Raw genomic sequence first — 15631 nt, forward strand, 5'->3', positions numbered from 1 at the left:
GTCGCAGGTTCCCAGGCGGCAGGCGTCAGATGGCGCCGACGCCGCCGTCGACAGCCAATGTGTGGCCGGTCATGAAGGAGTTGGCGGGGTCGGCGGCGAACAGGATCACCGTGGTGATCTCATCCACTTCGGCCACCCTCCTCATCGGCACGCCGCGCGTCAGTTCGGCCAAGGCGTCAGCTTCCGGAGCGCCGGAGACGCGCACGAAACTGTCGACCATCGCCGTTCTCGTGTGCGCCGGACAGACCGCGTTGATGCGCAGGCCCTTGCTGGCGTATTCAATTGCCGCCGACCGGGTCAGCCCAACCACTCCGTGCTTGGCGGCGGCATAGATCGAGAGCTTCGGCGCGCCACCCAGTCCTGCGGCGGAGGCGATGTTGACGATGGCGCCGCCCTTGCCGTCAGCCTTGAACTGCCGCTCCATCTGCTGGATCTGGTGTTTCATGGCATAGAAGACGCCGAGCAGATCGATTTCGATCACGCGGCGCGCCTCCTCCGAGGCGACCTGCGGCAAACGCACGAAACTCTGGACGATGCCGGCATTGTTGACCGCGACATCCAGCCGGCCGAATCTTTCGACCGCCAGAGCCACCAGCGCCTGCGACAGCGCCTCGTCGGCGATGTTTCCGGCCAGGACCGCCGTCTCGGCATCGAGCGTTTCGGCAAAGCTCCTCAAGGTTGGTTCATCGAGGTCGGAGAGGACCAGCCGCGCGCTCTCGGCGGCAAAAGCTTTGGCGGCGCCGCGGCCAAGCCCGCCCGCGGCACCCGTGATCAACACCGTTTTTCCGTCGAAGCGGCCCATCGATTATTTCTCGTCGATCAGTTTCGGTCGATCAGTTTCGCGGCGAGGTGCGAAAGCAGTTTCACCGCCTCGCCATAGGTCCTGGCCTTTTCCGGGTTCGAGGCATTGCCGTCCAGCGCGCGCTTGTAGACGCCCTGGCAGATCGCGGCCAGCCGGAAGAAGGAGAAGGCGAGGAAGAACGTCCAGTCGCCGATGCCGGTGAGCCCGCGCCGCCGGCAATAGGTGGCGACATAGTCCTCTTCCGAAGGCAGTCCGAGCGCGGCGCGGTCGATACCGCCCAGGCCGCGAAAGCCCGAGCTATGCGGCAGGCGCCATTGCATGCACTGGTAGGCGATATCGGCAAATGGATGGCCTGATGTGGACAGTTCCCAGTCGAGCACCGCCATCACCTTCGGCCGGTCCGGCGCGAATATCAGATTGTCCAGCCGATAGTCACCATGCACCAGCGAGACACGGCCGTCGTCGGCGGGCCTGTGCGTCTCCAGCCAGTCGATCAGCCGGTCCATGTCGGCAATGGCACCGGTCTCCGAGGCGCGGTACTGACTGGTCCAACGCGCCAGTTGGCGCTCGAAATAGTTGCCCGGCCGGCCGAAATCGCCGAGACCCACGGCCTCGATATCGACGCCGTGCAGGGCGGCGAGCGTGGCGTTCATGGCATCGTAGATGGCGGCGCGCTCGCCATTGTCGCGCGCTTCCGGCAGTGCCGGATTCCAGAAGATGCGGCCGTCGATGAAATCCATGATGTAGAACATGCGGCCGATCGGTGAGTTCTCGGCTGAGAGGTGCAGCATCCGTGGCACCGGCACGGCGGTGCCCGAAAGGGCGCTCATCACCCTGAATTCACGGTCGACCTGGTGTGCCGATTTCAGCAATTGCCCCGGCGGCTTGGCGCGCAGCACGTAGCAGCCGCTGGCCGCCGTCAGCAGATAGGTCGGGTTGGATTGGCCGGATTTGAATTTTTCGATCGCGGAAAGCCCGGCAAAACCGGGGATCCGCGCCTCGAGATAGGGCGAAAGCGCTGCCTGGTCGAGCGCGTTCGGGTCGCTCATGCGGTCTCTGGCTGGCGTTCGATCAGGGTCAGCGTCAGCCAGCGGGCGGTGAGCGCCGGCTTCTTCGAGCCCTCTATCTCGATCGTCACGTCATGCGCGGTCTGCACCCAGCCCGAGGGTCTGACCTTGACGTCGGCCAGCACGAAACGGGTGCGGATGCGCGCGCCGGTCTTCACCGGCGCCAGGAAGCGCAGCGAATCGAAGCCGTGGTTGACGCCCATCTTGCCGTTTTCCAGCGGCGGCATGGTCTCGAAGGTCATTGCCGACAACAGCGACAGCGACAGGAAGCCATGCGCGATGGTGCCGCCGAACGGCGTCTCGCGTTTGGCCCGCTCGGGATCGCAATGGATGAACTGGTGGTCGTCGGTAGCGTCTGCGAACTGGTCGATCATGCGCTGCGTGACCACCCGCCATGGCGAGACGCCCACCTCCTTGCCGACGCTGGCCAGAAGCACATCGAGACTGATCGGTTCCACGCGGATGTCCTCCAGTTTCATCCCCGGCTTCCCCGGCCGGACATGTCATTCCTTGAACAGGGTCAGCCCATGCTGCACCGACTGTCCACCGTCAATCGGCAGGATGGCGCCGGTGACATAGCTGCCTGCACGGCTGCACAAATAGAGCGTTGCGCCGGCAATGTCATCCGGGGCGCCGATACGGCCGATCGGAACGTGGCTGCCGACATGCCTGGCCTGTTCCTCAGTGGCAGTGGCAAACGCCGTCATCCGGCTCTGGAAGGGCCCAGGGGCAAAGGCGTTGACGGTGATGCGGCGGCCGGCGAATTCCAGCGCCAGGGTGCGCGTCAGGTGATGAACGGCCGCTTTGGAGGCGGTGTAGGAGTAGGCGTCGTCGGCCAGCGGCTGCGTGCCCATCACGGAGCCCAGATTGATCACCCGGGCTGGATCCTCGTCGCTGGCGGCGGCTTCGAGCAGCGGCAGCAGTTCGCGGGTCAGGTGGAAGACGGCGGTGACGTTGACGCCGAACACCTTGGCCCAGGCATGATAGGGGAAGCTCTCCAGTGGCGCTCCCCAGGACACGCCGGCATTGTTGACCAGGATATGCAGCCGTTCGGCCCGCGTCTTGACCTCGCCGACCAAGGCGGCAATGCCGGCCTCGCTGGAAACGTCTCCGGCAAAGCCTTCCGCCCGGCCCGGCGCGCCAAACCCGTTCAATTCCTCGGCGACCTTGATGCAGTCCTCGCCCTTGCGCGAGGCGATCATCACCGTTGCGCCGGCCTTGACGAGGCCCGTCGCCGCCATGCGGCCGATGCCGGTCGCCGCGCCCGTGACCAGCGCGGTCTTGCCGGCCACCGAAAAAAGATCGTCGAGATAGCTCATCGAACTCCTGCGCCTTTCATCGGCGGATCGGGGAAAGCGTTCGCGTTGACAAGGCTATCCGAAGTACGGTCATCCTAGCCACTGACAAAATGCCCGGCCTGAATGAAGGGTTAGCGACCGATGACGGAGATGAATCTCGGCATGACGGAGCGGCTGAGGCCGATCCACGCGCGCGTCGCGGCCATGGTGCGCGACGAGATCATTCCGCTCGACAAGGAATTCCTCGGTGAAGTCGGCAAGGCGGGCGACCGCTGGACATACACGCGGCGCCAGACCGAGATCCTCGAAGGGCTGAAGACGACCGCAAGGGAGCGCGGCCTTTGGAATTTCTGGCTGACCGGCTCGGAACGCGGCTACGGTCTTTCCACTGTCGAATACGCCTATCTGGCCGAGGAGATGGGCAAGGCGCATCTCGGCGCCGAGACCTTCAACTGCTCGGCGCCCGACACCGGCAACATGGAGGTGCTGGAGCGCTACGGCTCGGCGGAGCACAAGAACGCCTGGCTGGAGCCGCTTCTCGACGGAAAGATCCGCTCGGCCTATCTGATGACCGAGCCGGACGTCGCCTCGTCGGATGCCACCAACATTTCGATGCGCTGCGAACGGCGCGGCGATAGCTATGTGCTGAACGGCGAGAAATGGTGGGCCTCTGGCGCCGGCGATCCCCGCTGCGCCATCTATATCGTCATGGTGAAGACCTCCGATGAAGAGCCGAAGCACAGGCGCCATTCGATGATCCTTGTGCCGGCGGACAGCAAGGGTGTCAGCAAGCTGCGCCCGATGCAGGTCTATGGCGACGACGACGCGCCGCATGGCCACATGCATCTCCGCTTCGACAATGTGCTGGTGCCGGCTTCGAACCTGATCCTCGGCGAGGGCAGGGGTTTCGAGATCGCGCAAGGGCGCCTCGGCCCCGGCCGCATCCATCACTGCATGCGGGCCATCGGCCAGGCCGAGATGGCGCTGGAGCTGCTGTGCCAGCGTTCGGTCCGCCGGGAAGCGTTCGGCCAGCCATTGGCGAAACTCGGCGCCAATTTCGATATCATCGCGGAGTGCCGCATGGAGATCGAGATGGCCCGCCTGCTCTGCCTCAAGGCGGCCTGGATGATCGACCAGGGCGACGCGCGCGCCGCCGCACCCTGGATCAGCCAGATCAAGGTGGTCGCGCCACGCATGGCTCTGAAGGTCACCGACGAGGCGGTGCAGATGTTCGGCGCGCAAGGCATCAGCCAGGACACGCCGCTGGCGCGCTCGTGGACGCATCTCAGAACGCTGCGCCTCGCCGACGGGCCGGATGCCGTGCATCGCCGCCAAGTGGCGCGGGCGGAGCTGAAGAAATACACGCAGGAGAAGGTCTGAGATGGCCCGGTCCGAGCGGGGAGAAAGCCGATGAGCATCCCGTCCGAAATGAAGGCGCTGCTGCTGGTCGGCGACGGCTACACCAGGACGCCGAGCGGCAGCGTGCTGGAGGCGATGGAGCCTTATCTTGAGCCAGGCAGTATCGCAGTGCCGGCGCCGGGACCGAGCCAAGTGTTGATCAAGGTCAGCCTTGCGTCGATCAATCCGTCCGATGTCGCCTTCATCAAGGGCCAGTACGGCCAGCCGCGGCTCAAGGGCCGGCCGGCCGGCTTCGAAGGCGTCGGCGTGATCGTTGCCGGCGGCGACGAGTCCTATCCCAAGAGCCTCGTCGGCAAGCGCGTTGCCTTCGCCACCGGGCTCTCCAATTGGGGCTCATGGGCCGAATATGCCATTGCCGAAGCCGCCGGCTGCATTCCGCTCCTCGACACCGTGCGCGACGAGGATGGGGCTGCCATGATCGTCAATCCGCTCACCGCGCTCGCCATGTTCGACATCGTCAGCCGAGAGGGCGAAAAGGCCTTCATCATGACCGCCGGCGCCAGCCAGCTCTGCAAGCTGATCCTCGGTCTGGCCAAGGAGGAAGGGTTCCGGCCCATCGTCACCGTGCGCCGCGACGAGCAGATCGCGCTGCTGAAGGAAATCGGCGCCGCCCATGTGCTCAACGAGAAGTCTCCCGATTTCGAAGCCTCGCTGCGCGAAGTTATAAGGGCCGAACAGCCGCGCATCTTCCTCGATGCGGTGACCGGGCCACTGGCCTCGGCCATCTTCAACGCCATGCCGAAGCGCTCGCGCTGGATCATCTATGGACGCCTCGATCCCGAAGCCACGATCATCCGCGAACCCGGCCAGCTGATTTTCCAGCACAAGCACATAGAGGGCTTCTGGCTGAGCGAATGGATGCGGCAGCATAAGGACCGCCGCGGTCCTGCGATCCTCGAGGCGCAGAAGCGCTTTTCCGACGGGCGCTGGACGACCGACGTGACGGCTGTGGTGCCGCTGGCCGAGGCGATGGCGCGCGTGCCGGCGGAATTGGCCAAGCCCAATGGCAAGGTGTTCATTCGGCCGTAAAGCAGGGGTGTGCGGTTGAACTGCATTCCGGTCCATCCAGAGCACAGCTGCTATAATGTTCGAGGGCCGGAAAGAGGGTGGTTTGTTGGCTGCGATGGTTCAATGTCATCGGCGGCCACGCCGTTCGATCCCCCTATGCCACCCCGCTTTGTCCGTGATATGCCGCCGCCAATGAACGCTGGGACAGTGCCGGACCGGGCCTGTTCCGGATTGGTGTGGGGTGCTTGATGAGGATTTCCAAGCCGGTTTTCGACCGCCTGGGGCTTAGCCTGTGGATCGGGGCATTCGCGGTCGTGCTTGGCCTGGTCCTGTGGTCGCCCGATGCGCGCACCGTATTGCACGCCTACAGATATGGCAGTGTGGAGTTTCTCGCCGGCCGGCCGCTCTACGACCTTGAGTCCGAGATGGGATACCTTTACACGCCCGCCTTCGCCGCGCTCTATATTCCGTTCTTGAATCTGGGACCGCATCTTGGCGGGCTGGTCTGGCATGCCCTCGGTTTCGCCGTTCTCACCCTTGCCGCGGCGCGGCAGGTGCGCAAGCTGGGCGGGCAGGAGCAGACCTGGCTGCTTTCCTTCGGCCTCTTTCTCGCTTTGCCGATGACACTGGGCGCCATTCGCAACGGCCAGGCGACAATCCTGCTGACCGGCGCCTGCTGGCTCTTGACCCTGTCGGCACTGGAAGGACGGCGTGCGGAGACCTTTTTCTGGGCCTCGCTTGCCATAACGGCCAAGCCGACCGCGATCATCATGCTGCTGTTGGTGGGGGCGTTGCGCCCGCGGCTGATACCGGTGCTGGTGCTCGCGGTGCTGTTCGTGCTCGCCATCCCCTACGCTTTCGCTCCCGCCGGCTACCTGAACGAGCAGTATGGCGATTTTGCCCGCATGCTGACGTCGATGGCCGTCGACAAGACCAGCCATTTTGTTCCTACCGATTTCACAGCGCCCTTTATCGAGATGGGGCTGCCCGTTCCGGACTCGGCTGCCACGGCGGTGCGCGTCGTGATCGGCCTGCTGACGCTCTCGATCGTGCTCTGGTTCGACCGCAAGCTCGAACAAGGAGCGGCCGGACTCGCGATCTTCCTGGCGGCCGCCTTCTACATGTGCGTCTTCAACCCGCGCGTCGAGCCCAACACCTATGCGATGATCGCGGTTCCCGCCGGCCTTGCCATTGCCCTGTTGTGGCGCGAAGAAAAAGGTGGCGTCCTGGCCTGCGTGCTGTCCATGACTTTATTCCTGACAGGTTTGACCGGTGTCGAGCGCCACATGCATGACTTTCTCTATCCCTGGTTTCGGCCGATCACGGTCACTTTCATCGCCTGCTTCCTGATATGGTGGTTCTGGGCCAAGGCGCGGCAAAAATTGGTGAATGCGGAGCCTGTCGCCCATGGCTGAGATGCGCCCGACACTCGATATCGTGGCGCCGTTCTTCAACGAGGCGCAATCGGCGACGGCTTTCGCGGCATTGCTCGACGCGCTCGAGGCGGCGGTGTCGAGCCGCTTCGGCATGCAAGTCCACAAGATCCTGGTCGACGACGGCAGCCGGGACGATAGCGCCGGGCGGTTTTCGCAGGCACTTTCGGGATCCTGGGAAATCGTGCGCCTCAGCCGCAATTTCGGCAAGGAGGTCGCCGTGCTCGCCGGCCTCGACCACTCGCGGGGCGACATGGTGCTTGTCATGGACGCGGATCTGCAGCACTCCCTGGAGACCAGCCTGAAGATGATCGTCGAGCTGGCTGAGAATCCGGACGTCGACGTCGTCTACGCGCAGAACGACCGGCGCGGGGCAAGCTGGCGGCGCAGCCAGTTGGCGAAACTGTTCTACAGCCTGATCAACAGCAGCCAGCGGTTCGATATTCCCGAGAATGCAGGCGACTTTCGCGTCATGCGCGGCACCGTGGCGCGCGCATTGACCAGCCTGCGCGACAAAAGGCGCTTCAACAAGGGCCTGTTCGCCTGGGCCGGCTTCCGCCAGAAGGCCATATCCTATTCGCCGGAAAACCGCGCCAGCGGCAAGTCGAAATGGAGCCGGCTCAACCTGATCGCCTTTTCGCTAGAGGGGTTTACGTCCTTTTCGGTGATTCCGCTGCGCCTGATCAGCCTCAGCGGACTGCTTGCGGCGTTTGCCGGCGCGGTCTACGGCGCGAAAGTGCTCTTCGAGGTGCTGTTCTACGGCATTGCCGTTCCAGGCTATCCGAGCCTGCTGGTCGCCGTGGTGCTGCTCGGCGGCCTCAACCTGACACTTCTCGGGCTGATCGGTGAATATGTCTGGGTCACGCTCAGCGAAAGCAAGGATCGCCCGGTCTACATCGTGCGCGATATCGTGCGCAGCGATGTTCCCGCCAGGTCGGCGCCGGGCGTTTCCGGGGCATGATGCGCGGCATCCGCCTGATCGCCGACGATTACGGCCTGGCGCCCGGCGTCTCGGCGGCGATCCTCGACCTGCTCGATCGCGGGCGGCTAACGGGCACCGGTTGCATGACCGGTTTCGCGGAATGGCCGGGGGAGGCGGAACGCATCAAGCCGCTGTGCGGCCGGGTCGCCGTCGGCCTGCATCTGACCTTGACGGACCAGCCGGCCGTGACCGGCCCGTCAAGCCTGGCGCCGGAAGGCCGGCTGCCGCCGCTCCGCTCGCTGGCATTGCCGATCCTGCGTGGCGGCATCGAGACCCGCGACGTCCATGCCGAGCTCGACGCCCAATTTGGCCGCTTCGTCGAGGCGCTCGGACACCGGCCCGATTTCATCGACGGCCACCAGCATGTGCATTTCCTGCCTGTCGTGCGCAAATGGCTGCGGGGGCGTTTCGCCGGAGATGCCGGCAGACCGTGGCTGCGCGGCGCGCCGGCACTGGCCGGCAGCGGAGCGGCGGCATCGAAAATTGCGGCGATCGCCGCCCTGGCAACTGGTTTCAACCGATCCATGCGGCGCGCCGGCTTCACCGTGAGGGCGCCGCTCGCCGGCATCTATGACTGGCGGCAGCCGGAAAAGTTCGCGCCCGCCCTGCAAACCGCCGTTGAAAGCCTGCCGGAAGAGGGACTGTTCATGTGCCATCCCGGGCATGTCGACGAGACGTTGCGTGCACGCGACCCGATGCAAGATGTGCGCGAAGTCGAATTCGCGGTTCTCGCCTCCGATCATTTCGGCGCAAACCTGGCTCGCGCGCGTGTCGGCATCATGGACGGCACAGCATGAGTGCCGATCAGTCCCGGCGTTCGACCGGCAACAAGATTATCCGCTTCGCCATTGTCGGCCTGGTGAACACGGCCATCGACCTTGCCGGTTTCTTTCTGCTGCTCAAGCTGCACGTGCCGCCGCTGCCCGCCAACGTTGCGTCCTGGTTCATTGCCGTCACCTTCTCCTTCGCGGCCAACGGCTTCTGGTCGTTCGAGCGCGATCCGGCCATCCGGCTGCATCATGCCTTTCTTCGCTTCGCCTCGCTCGGCGCGCTGATTTCGCTTGGTGTCTCCAGCCTCGCGATCGCGGTGTTCGCCGGCGTCGTCGGCGTGTGGCCGGCAAAGATCGGCGGGGTGGTTGTGGCGGCGGTGCTGAATTTCCTCGCCGCGCGCTGGTCGATCGAGGGCCGTCTCTTGAAATAGCAGGCTGTTTCCCCACGAAAATTCCGGACCCGCTACACGGTCTCCTGGAATTTCCCTATTCAGCCGGCTCCACATCGGTGTAGGCGGCTTCCTCGAGTTCGCGCTTCAGCCGCGCCTCCTCGTGGGTCTTCGGCGTGACGAAGCGGCCGAGCAAGAGATAGGCGACGGGGGTCAGGAACAGCGTCGAGACGGTGGCCAGGCCCAGTCCGCCGACGATCACCCAGCCGAGCGCGATACGGGCCTCGGCGCCGGCGCCCGCCGCCAGCACCAGCGGCACGCCGCCGAGCACGGTGCAGATCATTGTCATCATCACCGGGCGCAAGCGAATGGTCGAGGCCTGTTCGATCGCCTCGCGCACGCCCAGTCCGCGATCGCGCAGCTGGTTTGCGAATTCGACGATCAGGATGCCGTTCTTGGCCATGACGCCGACCAGCAGCACCAAGCCGATCTGGCTGTAGGCGTTGAGGCTGGTGCCCGAGAGCAGAAGCGCGAAGATGGCGCAGGCGAGGCCGAGCGGCACTGTCGCCATGATGATGATGGCGCTGACGAAGCTCTCGAATTGCGCGGCAAGCACCAGCAGGATGATGACCAGGGCAAAACCGAAGATGGTGACCATGGCGCTGTTGGTCTCACCCAGCGTCGCCGCCTCGGCCAACGGCACAATGCGGCTGCCCGGCGGCAGAAGCGGTGTTGCGATTTCCTCGGCGCGCGTAAGGGCCGAGCCGAGCGCGAAATCGCCGCCGAGGTTGGACGTGATCGCCACCGACGGCTGCTGCTGCTCGCGCGACAGCGAGGGCGGCACGGCACGCTCGGTCAGCGTGGCTATGGTCGACATCGGCACGAAACGGCCGTCAGCCGTCTTTAGGAAGACGTTCTCCAGGTCCGTCGGATCGTTGATCGGGTTGGTGGTCGAAACCAGCTTCACCCCGTAGCTGCGGTCGGCGATGTAGACATCGACGACGTCGTTGCCGTCGAGCATGGCCTGCATGGTGTTGGCCAGTCCTGTGATGTCGATGCCGAGATCGGAGGCGCGCTCGCGGTCGATGGCAACGGAAAGCTGCGGTTGCGTCGGGTCGATGGAAAGGCGTGGCGTTTGGAAACGCGGATCCTTCTGCATCTCGGCGATGATCTTGACGGCCGCGTCGCCGAGCGCCTTGCGGTCGTTGCCGACCAGCGCAAACTGCAGGCCGTTGCCGGCGCCACGGATGCCGAGGCTGTTGGGCTGCACCGGGAAGATACGCACACTGGGCACCTGGCGGGTGAGTTGGCTGATCTCGGCCATGATCTCCTGCTGGCTGCGGCTGCGCTCGTCCCAGGGCGCCAGCGTCATCACCATGAAGCCTGAATTATAGGCGCCGTTCTGGCCGGCGCTCTCGAAAGTGCTGACGATTTCGCTGGAATCACGCAGCGGCTGGATCAGTTTTTCGATCTTCTGCATCTGCTGCGTCGTGTAGTCGAGGCTGACGCCTTGCGGGGCGCTGATGCGAAGCAGCACGACCGCGCGATCCTCGGTCGGCGTCAATTCCTGGCGGATGGTGCCGAACAGCGCGAATGCGGTGCCGGCGAACAGCAGCGCCACCAGCACCACGATCCACGGCGCGTCGAGGCAGACATGCAGGCTGCGCCGGTAGGCCGCGTTCAGCGCGCCGCCGATGCGTGCGCCGACGCCGTTGCCGCCCTCGTGGTGGAGGGCAGCAGTGGACAGCATGCGCGAGGCAAGCATGGGGCAAAGCGTCAGCGCGACCACGCAGGACAACAGCACCGACATGGCGAGCACGAAGCCGAATTCGCGGAACAGGCCGCCGGTCTGGCCCGGCAGGAAGGAGATCGGCACGAAGACGGCAACCAGCGTCAGGGTGGTGGCGATGACGGCGAAGAACACCTCCTGTGCGCCGAGCACGGCGGCGGCACGCGGCCCCATGCCTTGATTGCGCCGCCGCACGATGTTTTCCAAAACGACGATCGCGTCATCGACGACAAGCCCCGTCGCCAGCACCAGGGCCAGCAGCGTCAGGATGTTGATCGAGAAACCAGCGAGATAGATCGCCGCAATGGTGCCGATCATGGCGACGGGCATCGACAGGCCCGGAATGAGCGTGGCGCGCCAGTCGAGAAGAAAGGCATAAATGACGACCAGAACGATGGAGACGGAAAGCGCGAGCGCGATCTCCACCTCGTGCACGGCGCCGTTGACGAACACCGCGTCGTCGCTGGTGACCTTGATCGACATGCCTTCCGGCAGGTTTGCCTGCAATTTCTCGACGGCGGCCTTGACGCCGGTGGAGATATCCAGCGTGTTCGATTCCGCCTGGCGGATGATGCCGATGCCGATGCCGGTCTTGCCGTCCGAACGCAACGTGGTCTGGCCGATGTCGGGGCCGAGCGTGACGGTAGCGACATCGCGGATGCGCGTCGTGCCGCCAATGATGATGTTCTCGAATTCTTCCGGCGTCGTCACATCGGCCGTGGTGCGAACGATCAGGTCCTGATTGGTCGTGGTGATCGAGCCGGCGGGTGAATCGAAGGCGACCGAGGCAAGGGCGGTCCTGAGGTCGGCGACGGTGAAGCCCAGGCTGGCGAGCTTGTTCTGGTCGACGTCGATGCGGAAGATCTTGTCGCGGTCGCCATAGACCTGGACGTCCGCGACGCCTGGAACGGCAGCCAGTTCGTCCTCGATCTGGTCCTGGACCACAACGGTCATGTCCTGTACCGACATGGTGTCGGAGGTGACGGCCAGGCGCATCACGGGGTCGGAGTTGGCGTCGGCCTTGACGATGCGCGGCGGATCGGCCGTCTCCGGCATCTGGTTGGCGACGCGGCCGACGGCATCCCGCACATCCGAGGCCCCGACATTGAGATCGACGCCGTCGTTGAATTCGATGGTGACGCGGCTCGAGCCGAAGGAGGAGGTCGAGGAGATCGACTTGACGCCAGAAACGCGGGCAACAGCTCCCTCGATCGTGTCGGTCAGTTCGCGATCGACCGTTTCGGCCGCCGCGCCTTCGAAAGTCGTGGAAACGGTGACGACGGCGCGGTCGACATCAGGCAGCTCGCGGATCTCGACGCCATAGAAGGCGGCGAGGCCGGCGACCGCGATGAGGACATTCAGCACCAAGGCCATGACCGGCCTGCGGATGAACAGGGCGGTAAAGCCAGTCTCGCTGGCGGCGTTGACGGCTCCGGTCATGAGCCTTCGGCCGCGTTCGCGGCGCGCTGCTCTCCGCGGGCGATGCGGACTTCGCCTCCCTCGCTGACGCTCTGGGTGCCTTCGGTCACCACCATGTCGCCACTGTCCAGCTCCGCGTCGATCAACACGGTTTCGGTGTTGCGCTGGATGATGCGCACCGGCACCCGCTTGGCCTTGCCGTTCTCGACCGCCCAGACGTAAGCGCCCTCCGAGCCCCACAGGATCGCCAGCGGGCTGACGGCGGGATAGGTCTCGCCGGGGAATTTCATGGTGATGGCGAACGACATGCCGGCGCGCAGCGAATCGGCCGGGTTGGCGATCGTCGCCTTGACCAGAAGCGTACGGCTGTTCTCGTCGATGTGGTTGTCGATGGCCGAAACCGTGCCGGTATAGCTGTTGCCGGGATTGGCGATCGGCGTCGCCGACAATTGCGCGCCGATCTTGACGGCGGCCGCGAAGCGTTCCGGCACCAGGAAATCGACAAGGATCGAGGAACGGTCGTCGAGCGTCGCGATCGCCGACTGGTTGGTCACATAATTACCGGCGGAGATCGGCAGGATCCCGACCGTGCCGGAGATCGGGGCGAGAACAGACCGGCGGTGCAGGGCGAGTTCCGCATCCTGTAGCGTCAGCTTGGCACCGGCCAGCACCACTTCGGCATCGGCGACGGCGACCGGTGTCGCCGCATTGGAGGCGCGCAGCGACCTGACCCGGTCGAGCTTGGCCTGTGCGTCCTGAAGCGCGAGCCGGGCACGGTCCTGGGCGATCACTTCGGTTTCGGAATCAAGGGTCGCGATGACCTGTCCCTTGTCGACATGGGTGCCGGACGAAACCAGCAATTCGGCGAGACGGCCGGAGGAGTAGGGGTTGACCGTCACCGACGCATTGGCGCGGCCGGTGCCGATGGCCTGGAGCCGATCGTTTATGGTCGCGGAAATAGCGGGCACGACGACGACGTTGACCTGACGGGCTCGCTCGCCGCCAGCGGATTTCGTGCCGGCGCCGGTTTCAGCCGGAGGCGTTGCCGCGTAGGCCCAGTCTATTCCCCAGCGCGCCAGCACGTCCGGCGCGCCCGGGAAAAAGCGCAGCCAGGCGGCAACCGCCACCACCAGCACCACAAGGGCGAAAAGTATCTGTTTCCAGGCGGCCATCGGCACTCCGGTTGGCAAAACAATCCTTCCGTCCACCGGTTTCCCGAAATAAGCAGACGCAGCGGGGCTATTCTAAGGCAAGAAGCAAGCCCCCGATATCGTGCCTTTATGACAATTCTTCAGTGTCCGCGCACATTAAATATGCGTAACGTTGCCGGTGTTCGTGCCGTTTTGATTTTTTAGTTCACTTCGAGCCGGGCTTTCGAGATTACAACGGTGGCTATGCCGCCCCGACGCCAGTTTCGGACCGAAATCGTTCCAGACTTATCCCGGGCTGCATCAACGCAGGCCTTCCATCTCGCGGATGCGCCGGGCGCCGTCGGCCTCGAGTTGCCTTGTGACGGCGCCGATCAGCGTTTCGGCGACGACGAAGAGCGCCGCCGAGGAGTCCCACGCCGAAGGCACGGCGGTTCGCCCGGCGATGACGTGACGGGCGAAGCGGGCGATCGGCGACAGCCACTGGTCGGTGAACAACACGATCTGCACGCCACGCTGATGCGCCTTCTCGGCGAAGCGGATGAGGCTGTCCTGGTAGCGCCTGATGTCGAAAATGACCAGCACGTCGCGCTTGCCGATATCGATCAGCCTGTCGCGCCACATGCTTTCCTGGCCGGCGAGGTGAATGACGTCAGGCTGGATGATGGCGAGGTGGGCGGCCATGTAGCGCGCCAGCGGATCGGTGAAGCGGCCGCCGATCAGGAATGTCTTGCCGCGACGCTCGGCGAGGCGGGACGCGATGTCGGCAAGCTGCTTGTCGGACAGGTGCCGGAACGTCTCGCGCATATTGTCGAGCGTTGCCTCCAGCATCGGCGACGCCGTGCCGCCGGGCAAGGGCGGATTGAGCGTGCGGGTCGCAGGGGACTGCAATTGCGCCGCCAGTTCGTCCTGCAGGCTCGACTGGAACTCCGGATAGTTCTGGAAGCCGAGCCTGGCGACGAAACGCAGGATCGTCGGCGAGGACACGCCGGCCGCGGACGAGAATTCGGCGACAGTCTTCAGACCGATCATCGGATAGCTCGCTATCAGCGTCTGGGCCGCGCGCCGCTCGCCGGCCGGCATTGTGCCGATGCGGTCGGCGATCAATTCGGCAATACTGGAAATCATCTTTCCCATCCATGGCCGGCCGACGGTGTTTTCCCCAAATCGCATTTGACAAAGCCGGGCAAACTGTATGAAATCATCCATAGGGACGCAATGAGGCAAAATACGTAACATACGATACAGCGCTCCCCGGGGACCGCAGACTATGGAGAAAGCACGGCCCGCCAGCCTTGCATCGCCTGATGCCGTAAGGGTGACCAACCCGGGCGGATCGAGTCCCTTCGTGCTCACCTGCGACCACGCCTCCAATTTCCTGCCCGCCGAATTCGGCACGCTCGGCCTCACCGCCGAGGACCTGTCGCGTCACATCGCCTGGGACCCGGGCGCGCTGCCCGTTGCGCTGCGCATGGCGCAGGCGCTCGATGCGACGCTGGTCGAAACCTGCATTTCGCGTCTCGTCATCGACTGCAACCGGCCGCTTGACGCGCCGGACCTGGTGCCGCCGGTCAGCGAAACCACAGCCATACCGGGCAACACCGGCCTGTCGGAAAAGCAGCGCGCGGCGCGGGTCGCCCTGTCCTGGCAGCCGTTTCATAACGCCATCGAGCATATTGTCGAAGACAGGCTGGCGCGTGGCCAGGAGACGCGGCTGGTATCGGTGCATTCCTTCACGCCGGTCTACAAAGGCCGAGACCGACCCTGGCATATCGGCATCATCCACGATGACGACCGCCGGCTGGCGGCGCCGCTGATATCGGCGCTGCGGCACCTTGCCGGCATCACCGTCGGCGTCAACGAACCCTATTCGCCGGCCGACCGCGTCTATTTCACGCTGGAACGCCATGCGCGCCCGCGCGGGCTGCCCTGCGCGATGATCGAAATCCGCAACGATGAAATCTCCGGCGAGACCGGGCAGCGGAAATGGGCGGATTTGCTCACAGGCATCTTTTCGGATCTGGAACCCGAGGAGACCAGGGGCGCCAGGGAACACGCAACGGGAAAGTCAGTTCAATCGGCTAGCTGAGAACGCAAGGGGACTAAA

General features: G+C 64.7%; 14 protein-coding genes. 7 read left to right on the forward strand and 7 right to left on the reverse strand.

Features of this window, described 5'->3' with window-relative positions:
* Positions 1-25: 25 nt before the first annotated feature.
* The 4 genes from FJ428_RS13475 to FJ428_RS13490 are packed head-to-tail and all read right to left on the reverse strand — an operon-like array spanning position 26 to position 3188.
* Positions 26-802, reverse strand: a complete 777-nt coding sequence (locus FJ428_RS13475) for an SDR family oxidoreductase (protein WP_140879555.1) — start codon at positions 800-802, stop codon at positions 26-28.
* A gap of 17 nt (positions 803-819) precedes the next feature.
* Complete coding sequence (locus tag FJ428_RS13480) at positions 820-1851, reverse strand: phosphotransferase family protein (protein WP_140879556.1); 1032 nt, start codon at positions 1849-1851, stop codon at positions 820-822.
* Positions 1848-2348 (reverse strand): MaoC family dehydratase, encoded by a 501-nt coding sequence (locus tag FJ428_RS13485; RefSeq protein ID WP_263483366.1) that lies wholly within the window; start codon positions 2346-2348, stop codon positions 1848-1850. Before FJ428_RS13485 ends, FJ428_RS13480 begins: the two co-directional genes overlap by 4 nt.
* A 24-nt stretch (positions 2349-2372) precedes the next feature.
* The gene (locus tag FJ428_RS13490; RefSeq protein ID WP_140513710.1) at positions 2373-3188 is read right to left on the reverse strand and encodes an SDR family oxidoreductase; all 816 of its coding nucleotides are present in this window, start codon (positions 3186-3188) and stop codon (positions 2373-2375) included.
* Between the two features lie 120 nt (positions 3189-3308).
* On the opposite strand from FJ428_RS13490, the gene FJ428_RS13495 reads away from it, so the two are divergent.
* The 6 genes from FJ428_RS13495 (at position 3309) to FJ428_RS13520 (ending at position 9210) form a co-directional block, all read left to right on the forward strand.
* The gene (locus tag FJ428_RS13495; protein WP_140879557.1) at positions 3309-4547 is read left to right on the forward strand and encodes an acyl-CoA dehydrogenase family protein; all 1239 of its coding nucleotides are present in this window, start codon (positions 3309-3311) and stop codon (positions 4545-4547) included.
* A gap of 30 nt (positions 4548-4577) precedes the next feature.
* Positions 4578-5615, forward strand: coding sequence for a zinc-binding dehydrogenase (locus FJ428_RS13500; protein ID WP_140879558.1), 1038 nt, complete (start codon positions 4578-4580; stop codon positions 5613-5615).
* Between the two features lie 227 nt (positions 5616-5842).
* Complete coding sequence (locus tag FJ428_RS13505) at positions 5843-7009, forward strand: glycosyltransferase family 87 protein (protein WP_140879559.1); 1167 nt, start codon at positions 5843-5845, stop codon at positions 7007-7009.
* Positions 7002-7988 carry a glycosyltransferase family 2 protein gene (locus tag FJ428_RS13510; protein ID WP_140560287.1) on the forward strand — a complete coding sequence of 329 codons (987 nt, stop codon included), beginning with the start codon at positions 7002-7004 and terminating at the stop codon, positions 7986-7988. The genes FJ428_RS13505 and FJ428_RS13510 overlap by 8 nt, the downstream gene beginning before the upstream one ends.
* Positions 7985-8806 (forward strand): ChbG/HpnK family deacetylase, encoded by an 822-nt coding sequence (locus FJ428_RS13515; RefSeq protein ID WP_140632454.1) that lies wholly within the window; start codon positions 7985-7987, stop codon positions 8804-8806. Before FJ428_RS13510 ends, FJ428_RS13515 begins: the two co-directional genes overlap by 4 nt.
* On the forward strand, positions 8803-9210 hold the full coding sequence (locus FJ428_RS13520; protein ID WP_140632457.1) for a GtrA family protein: 408 nt from the start codon (positions 8803-8805) through the stop codon (positions 9208-9210). The genes FJ428_RS13515 and FJ428_RS13520 overlap by 4 nt, the downstream gene beginning before the upstream one ends.
* A 55-nt stretch (positions 9211-9265) precedes the next feature.
* Here FJ428_RS13520 and FJ428_RS13525 read toward each other — a convergent pair whose 3' ends face one another.
* The 3 genes from FJ428_RS13525 to FJ428_RS13535 all read right to left on the reverse strand — a co-directional run bounded on the left by FJ428_RS13525 (position 9266) and on the right by FJ428_RS13535 (position 14652).
* Positions 9266-12397 carry an efflux RND transporter permease subunit gene (locus FJ428_RS13525; protein ID WP_140879560.1) on the reverse strand — a complete coding sequence of 1044 codons (3132 nt, stop codon included), beginning with the start codon at positions 12395-12397 and terminating at the stop codon, positions 9266-9268.
* Positions 12394-13548, reverse strand: a complete 1155-nt coding sequence (locus FJ428_RS13530; RefSeq protein ID WP_140879561.1) for an efflux RND transporter periplasmic adaptor subunit — start codon at positions 13546-13548, stop codon at positions 12394-12396. Before FJ428_RS13530 ends, FJ428_RS13525 begins: the two co-directional genes overlap by 4 nt.
* Positions 13549-13827: 279 nt before the next feature.
* Positions 13828-14652 carry a MurR/RpiR family transcriptional regulator gene (locus tag FJ428_RS13535; protein ID WP_140879562.1) on the reverse strand — a complete coding sequence of 275 codons (825 nt, stop codon included), beginning with the start codon at positions 14650-14652 and terminating at the stop codon, positions 13828-13830.
* Between the two features lie 142 nt (positions 14653-14794).
* Between FJ428_RS13535 and FJ428_RS13540 the strand changes: the two genes are divergently transcribed.
* Positions 14795-15613, forward strand: coding sequence for an N-formylglutamate amidohydrolase (locus FJ428_RS13540; protein WP_140879563.1), 819 nt, complete (start codon positions 14795-14797; stop codon positions 15611-15613).
* The last annotated feature ends 18 nt before the right edge of the window (positions 15614-15631 follow it).

Source organism: Mesorhizobium sp. B2-8-1 (assembly GCF_006440955.1).
Classification (GTDB): Bacteria; Pseudomonadota; Alphaproteobacteria; order Rhizobiales; family Rhizobiaceae; genus Mesorhizobium.

What these genes read in the sequence shown, in the direction of transcription:
- FJ428_RS13475 (WP_140879555.1), bottom strand. Translation starts at nt 802, where the DNA reads ATGGGCCGCTTCGACGGAAAAACGGTGTTGATCACGGGTGCCGCGGGC.
- FJ428_RS13480 (WP_140879556.1), bottom strand. Translation starts at nt 1,851, where the DNA reads ATGAGCGACCCGAACGCGCTCGACCAGGCAGCGCTTTCGCCCTATCTC.
- FJ428_RS13485 (WP_263483366.1), bottom strand. Translation starts at nt 2,348, where the DNA reads ATGAAACTGGAGGACATCCGCGTGGAACCGATCAGTCTCGATGTGCTT.
- FJ428_RS13490 (WP_140513710.1), bottom strand. Translation starts at nt 3,188, where the DNA reads ATGAGCTATCTCGACGATCTTTTTTCGGTGGCCGGCAAGACCGCGCTG.
- FJ428_RS13495 (WP_140879557.1), top strand. Translation starts at nt 3,309, where the DNA reads ATGACGGAGATGAATCTCGGCATGACGGAGCGGCTGAGGCCGATCCAC.
- FJ428_RS13500 (WP_140879558.1), top strand. Translation starts at nt 4,578, where the DNA reads ATGAGCATCCCGTCCGAAATGAAGGCGCTGCTGCTGGTCGGCGACGGC.
- FJ428_RS13505 (WP_140879559.1), top strand. Translation starts at nt 5,843, where the DNA reads ATGAGGATTTCCAAGCCGGTTTTCGACCGCCTGGGGCTTAGCCTGTGG.
- FJ428_RS13510 (WP_140560287.1), top strand. Translation starts at nt 7,002, where the DNA reads ATGGCTGAGATGCGCCCGACACTCGATATCGTGGCGCCGTTCTTCAAC.
- FJ428_RS13515 (WP_140632454.1), top strand. Translation starts at nt 7,985, where the DNA reads ATGATGCGCGGCATCCGCCTGATCGCCGACGATTACGGCCTGGCGCCC.
- FJ428_RS13520 (WP_140632457.1), top strand. Translation starts at nt 8,803, where the DNA reads ATGAGTGCCGATCAGTCCCGGCGTTCGACCGGCAACAAGATTATCCGC.
- FJ428_RS13525 (WP_140879560.1), bottom strand. Translation starts at nt 12,397, where the DNA reads ATGACCGGAGCCGTCAACGCCGCCAGCGAGACTGGCTTTACCGCCCTG.
- FJ428_RS13530 (WP_140879561.1), bottom strand. Translation starts at nt 13,548, where the DNA reads ATGGCCGCCTGGAAACAGATACTTTTCGCCCTTGTGGTGCTGGTGGTG.
- FJ428_RS13535 (WP_140879562.1), bottom strand. Translation starts at nt 14,652, where the DNA reads ATGATTTCCAGTATTGCCGAATTGATCGCCGACCGCATCGGCACAATG.
- FJ428_RS13540 (WP_140879563.1), top strand. Translation starts at nt 14,795, where the DNA reads ATGGAGAAAGCACGGCCCGCCAGCCTTGCATCGCCTGATGCCGTAAGG.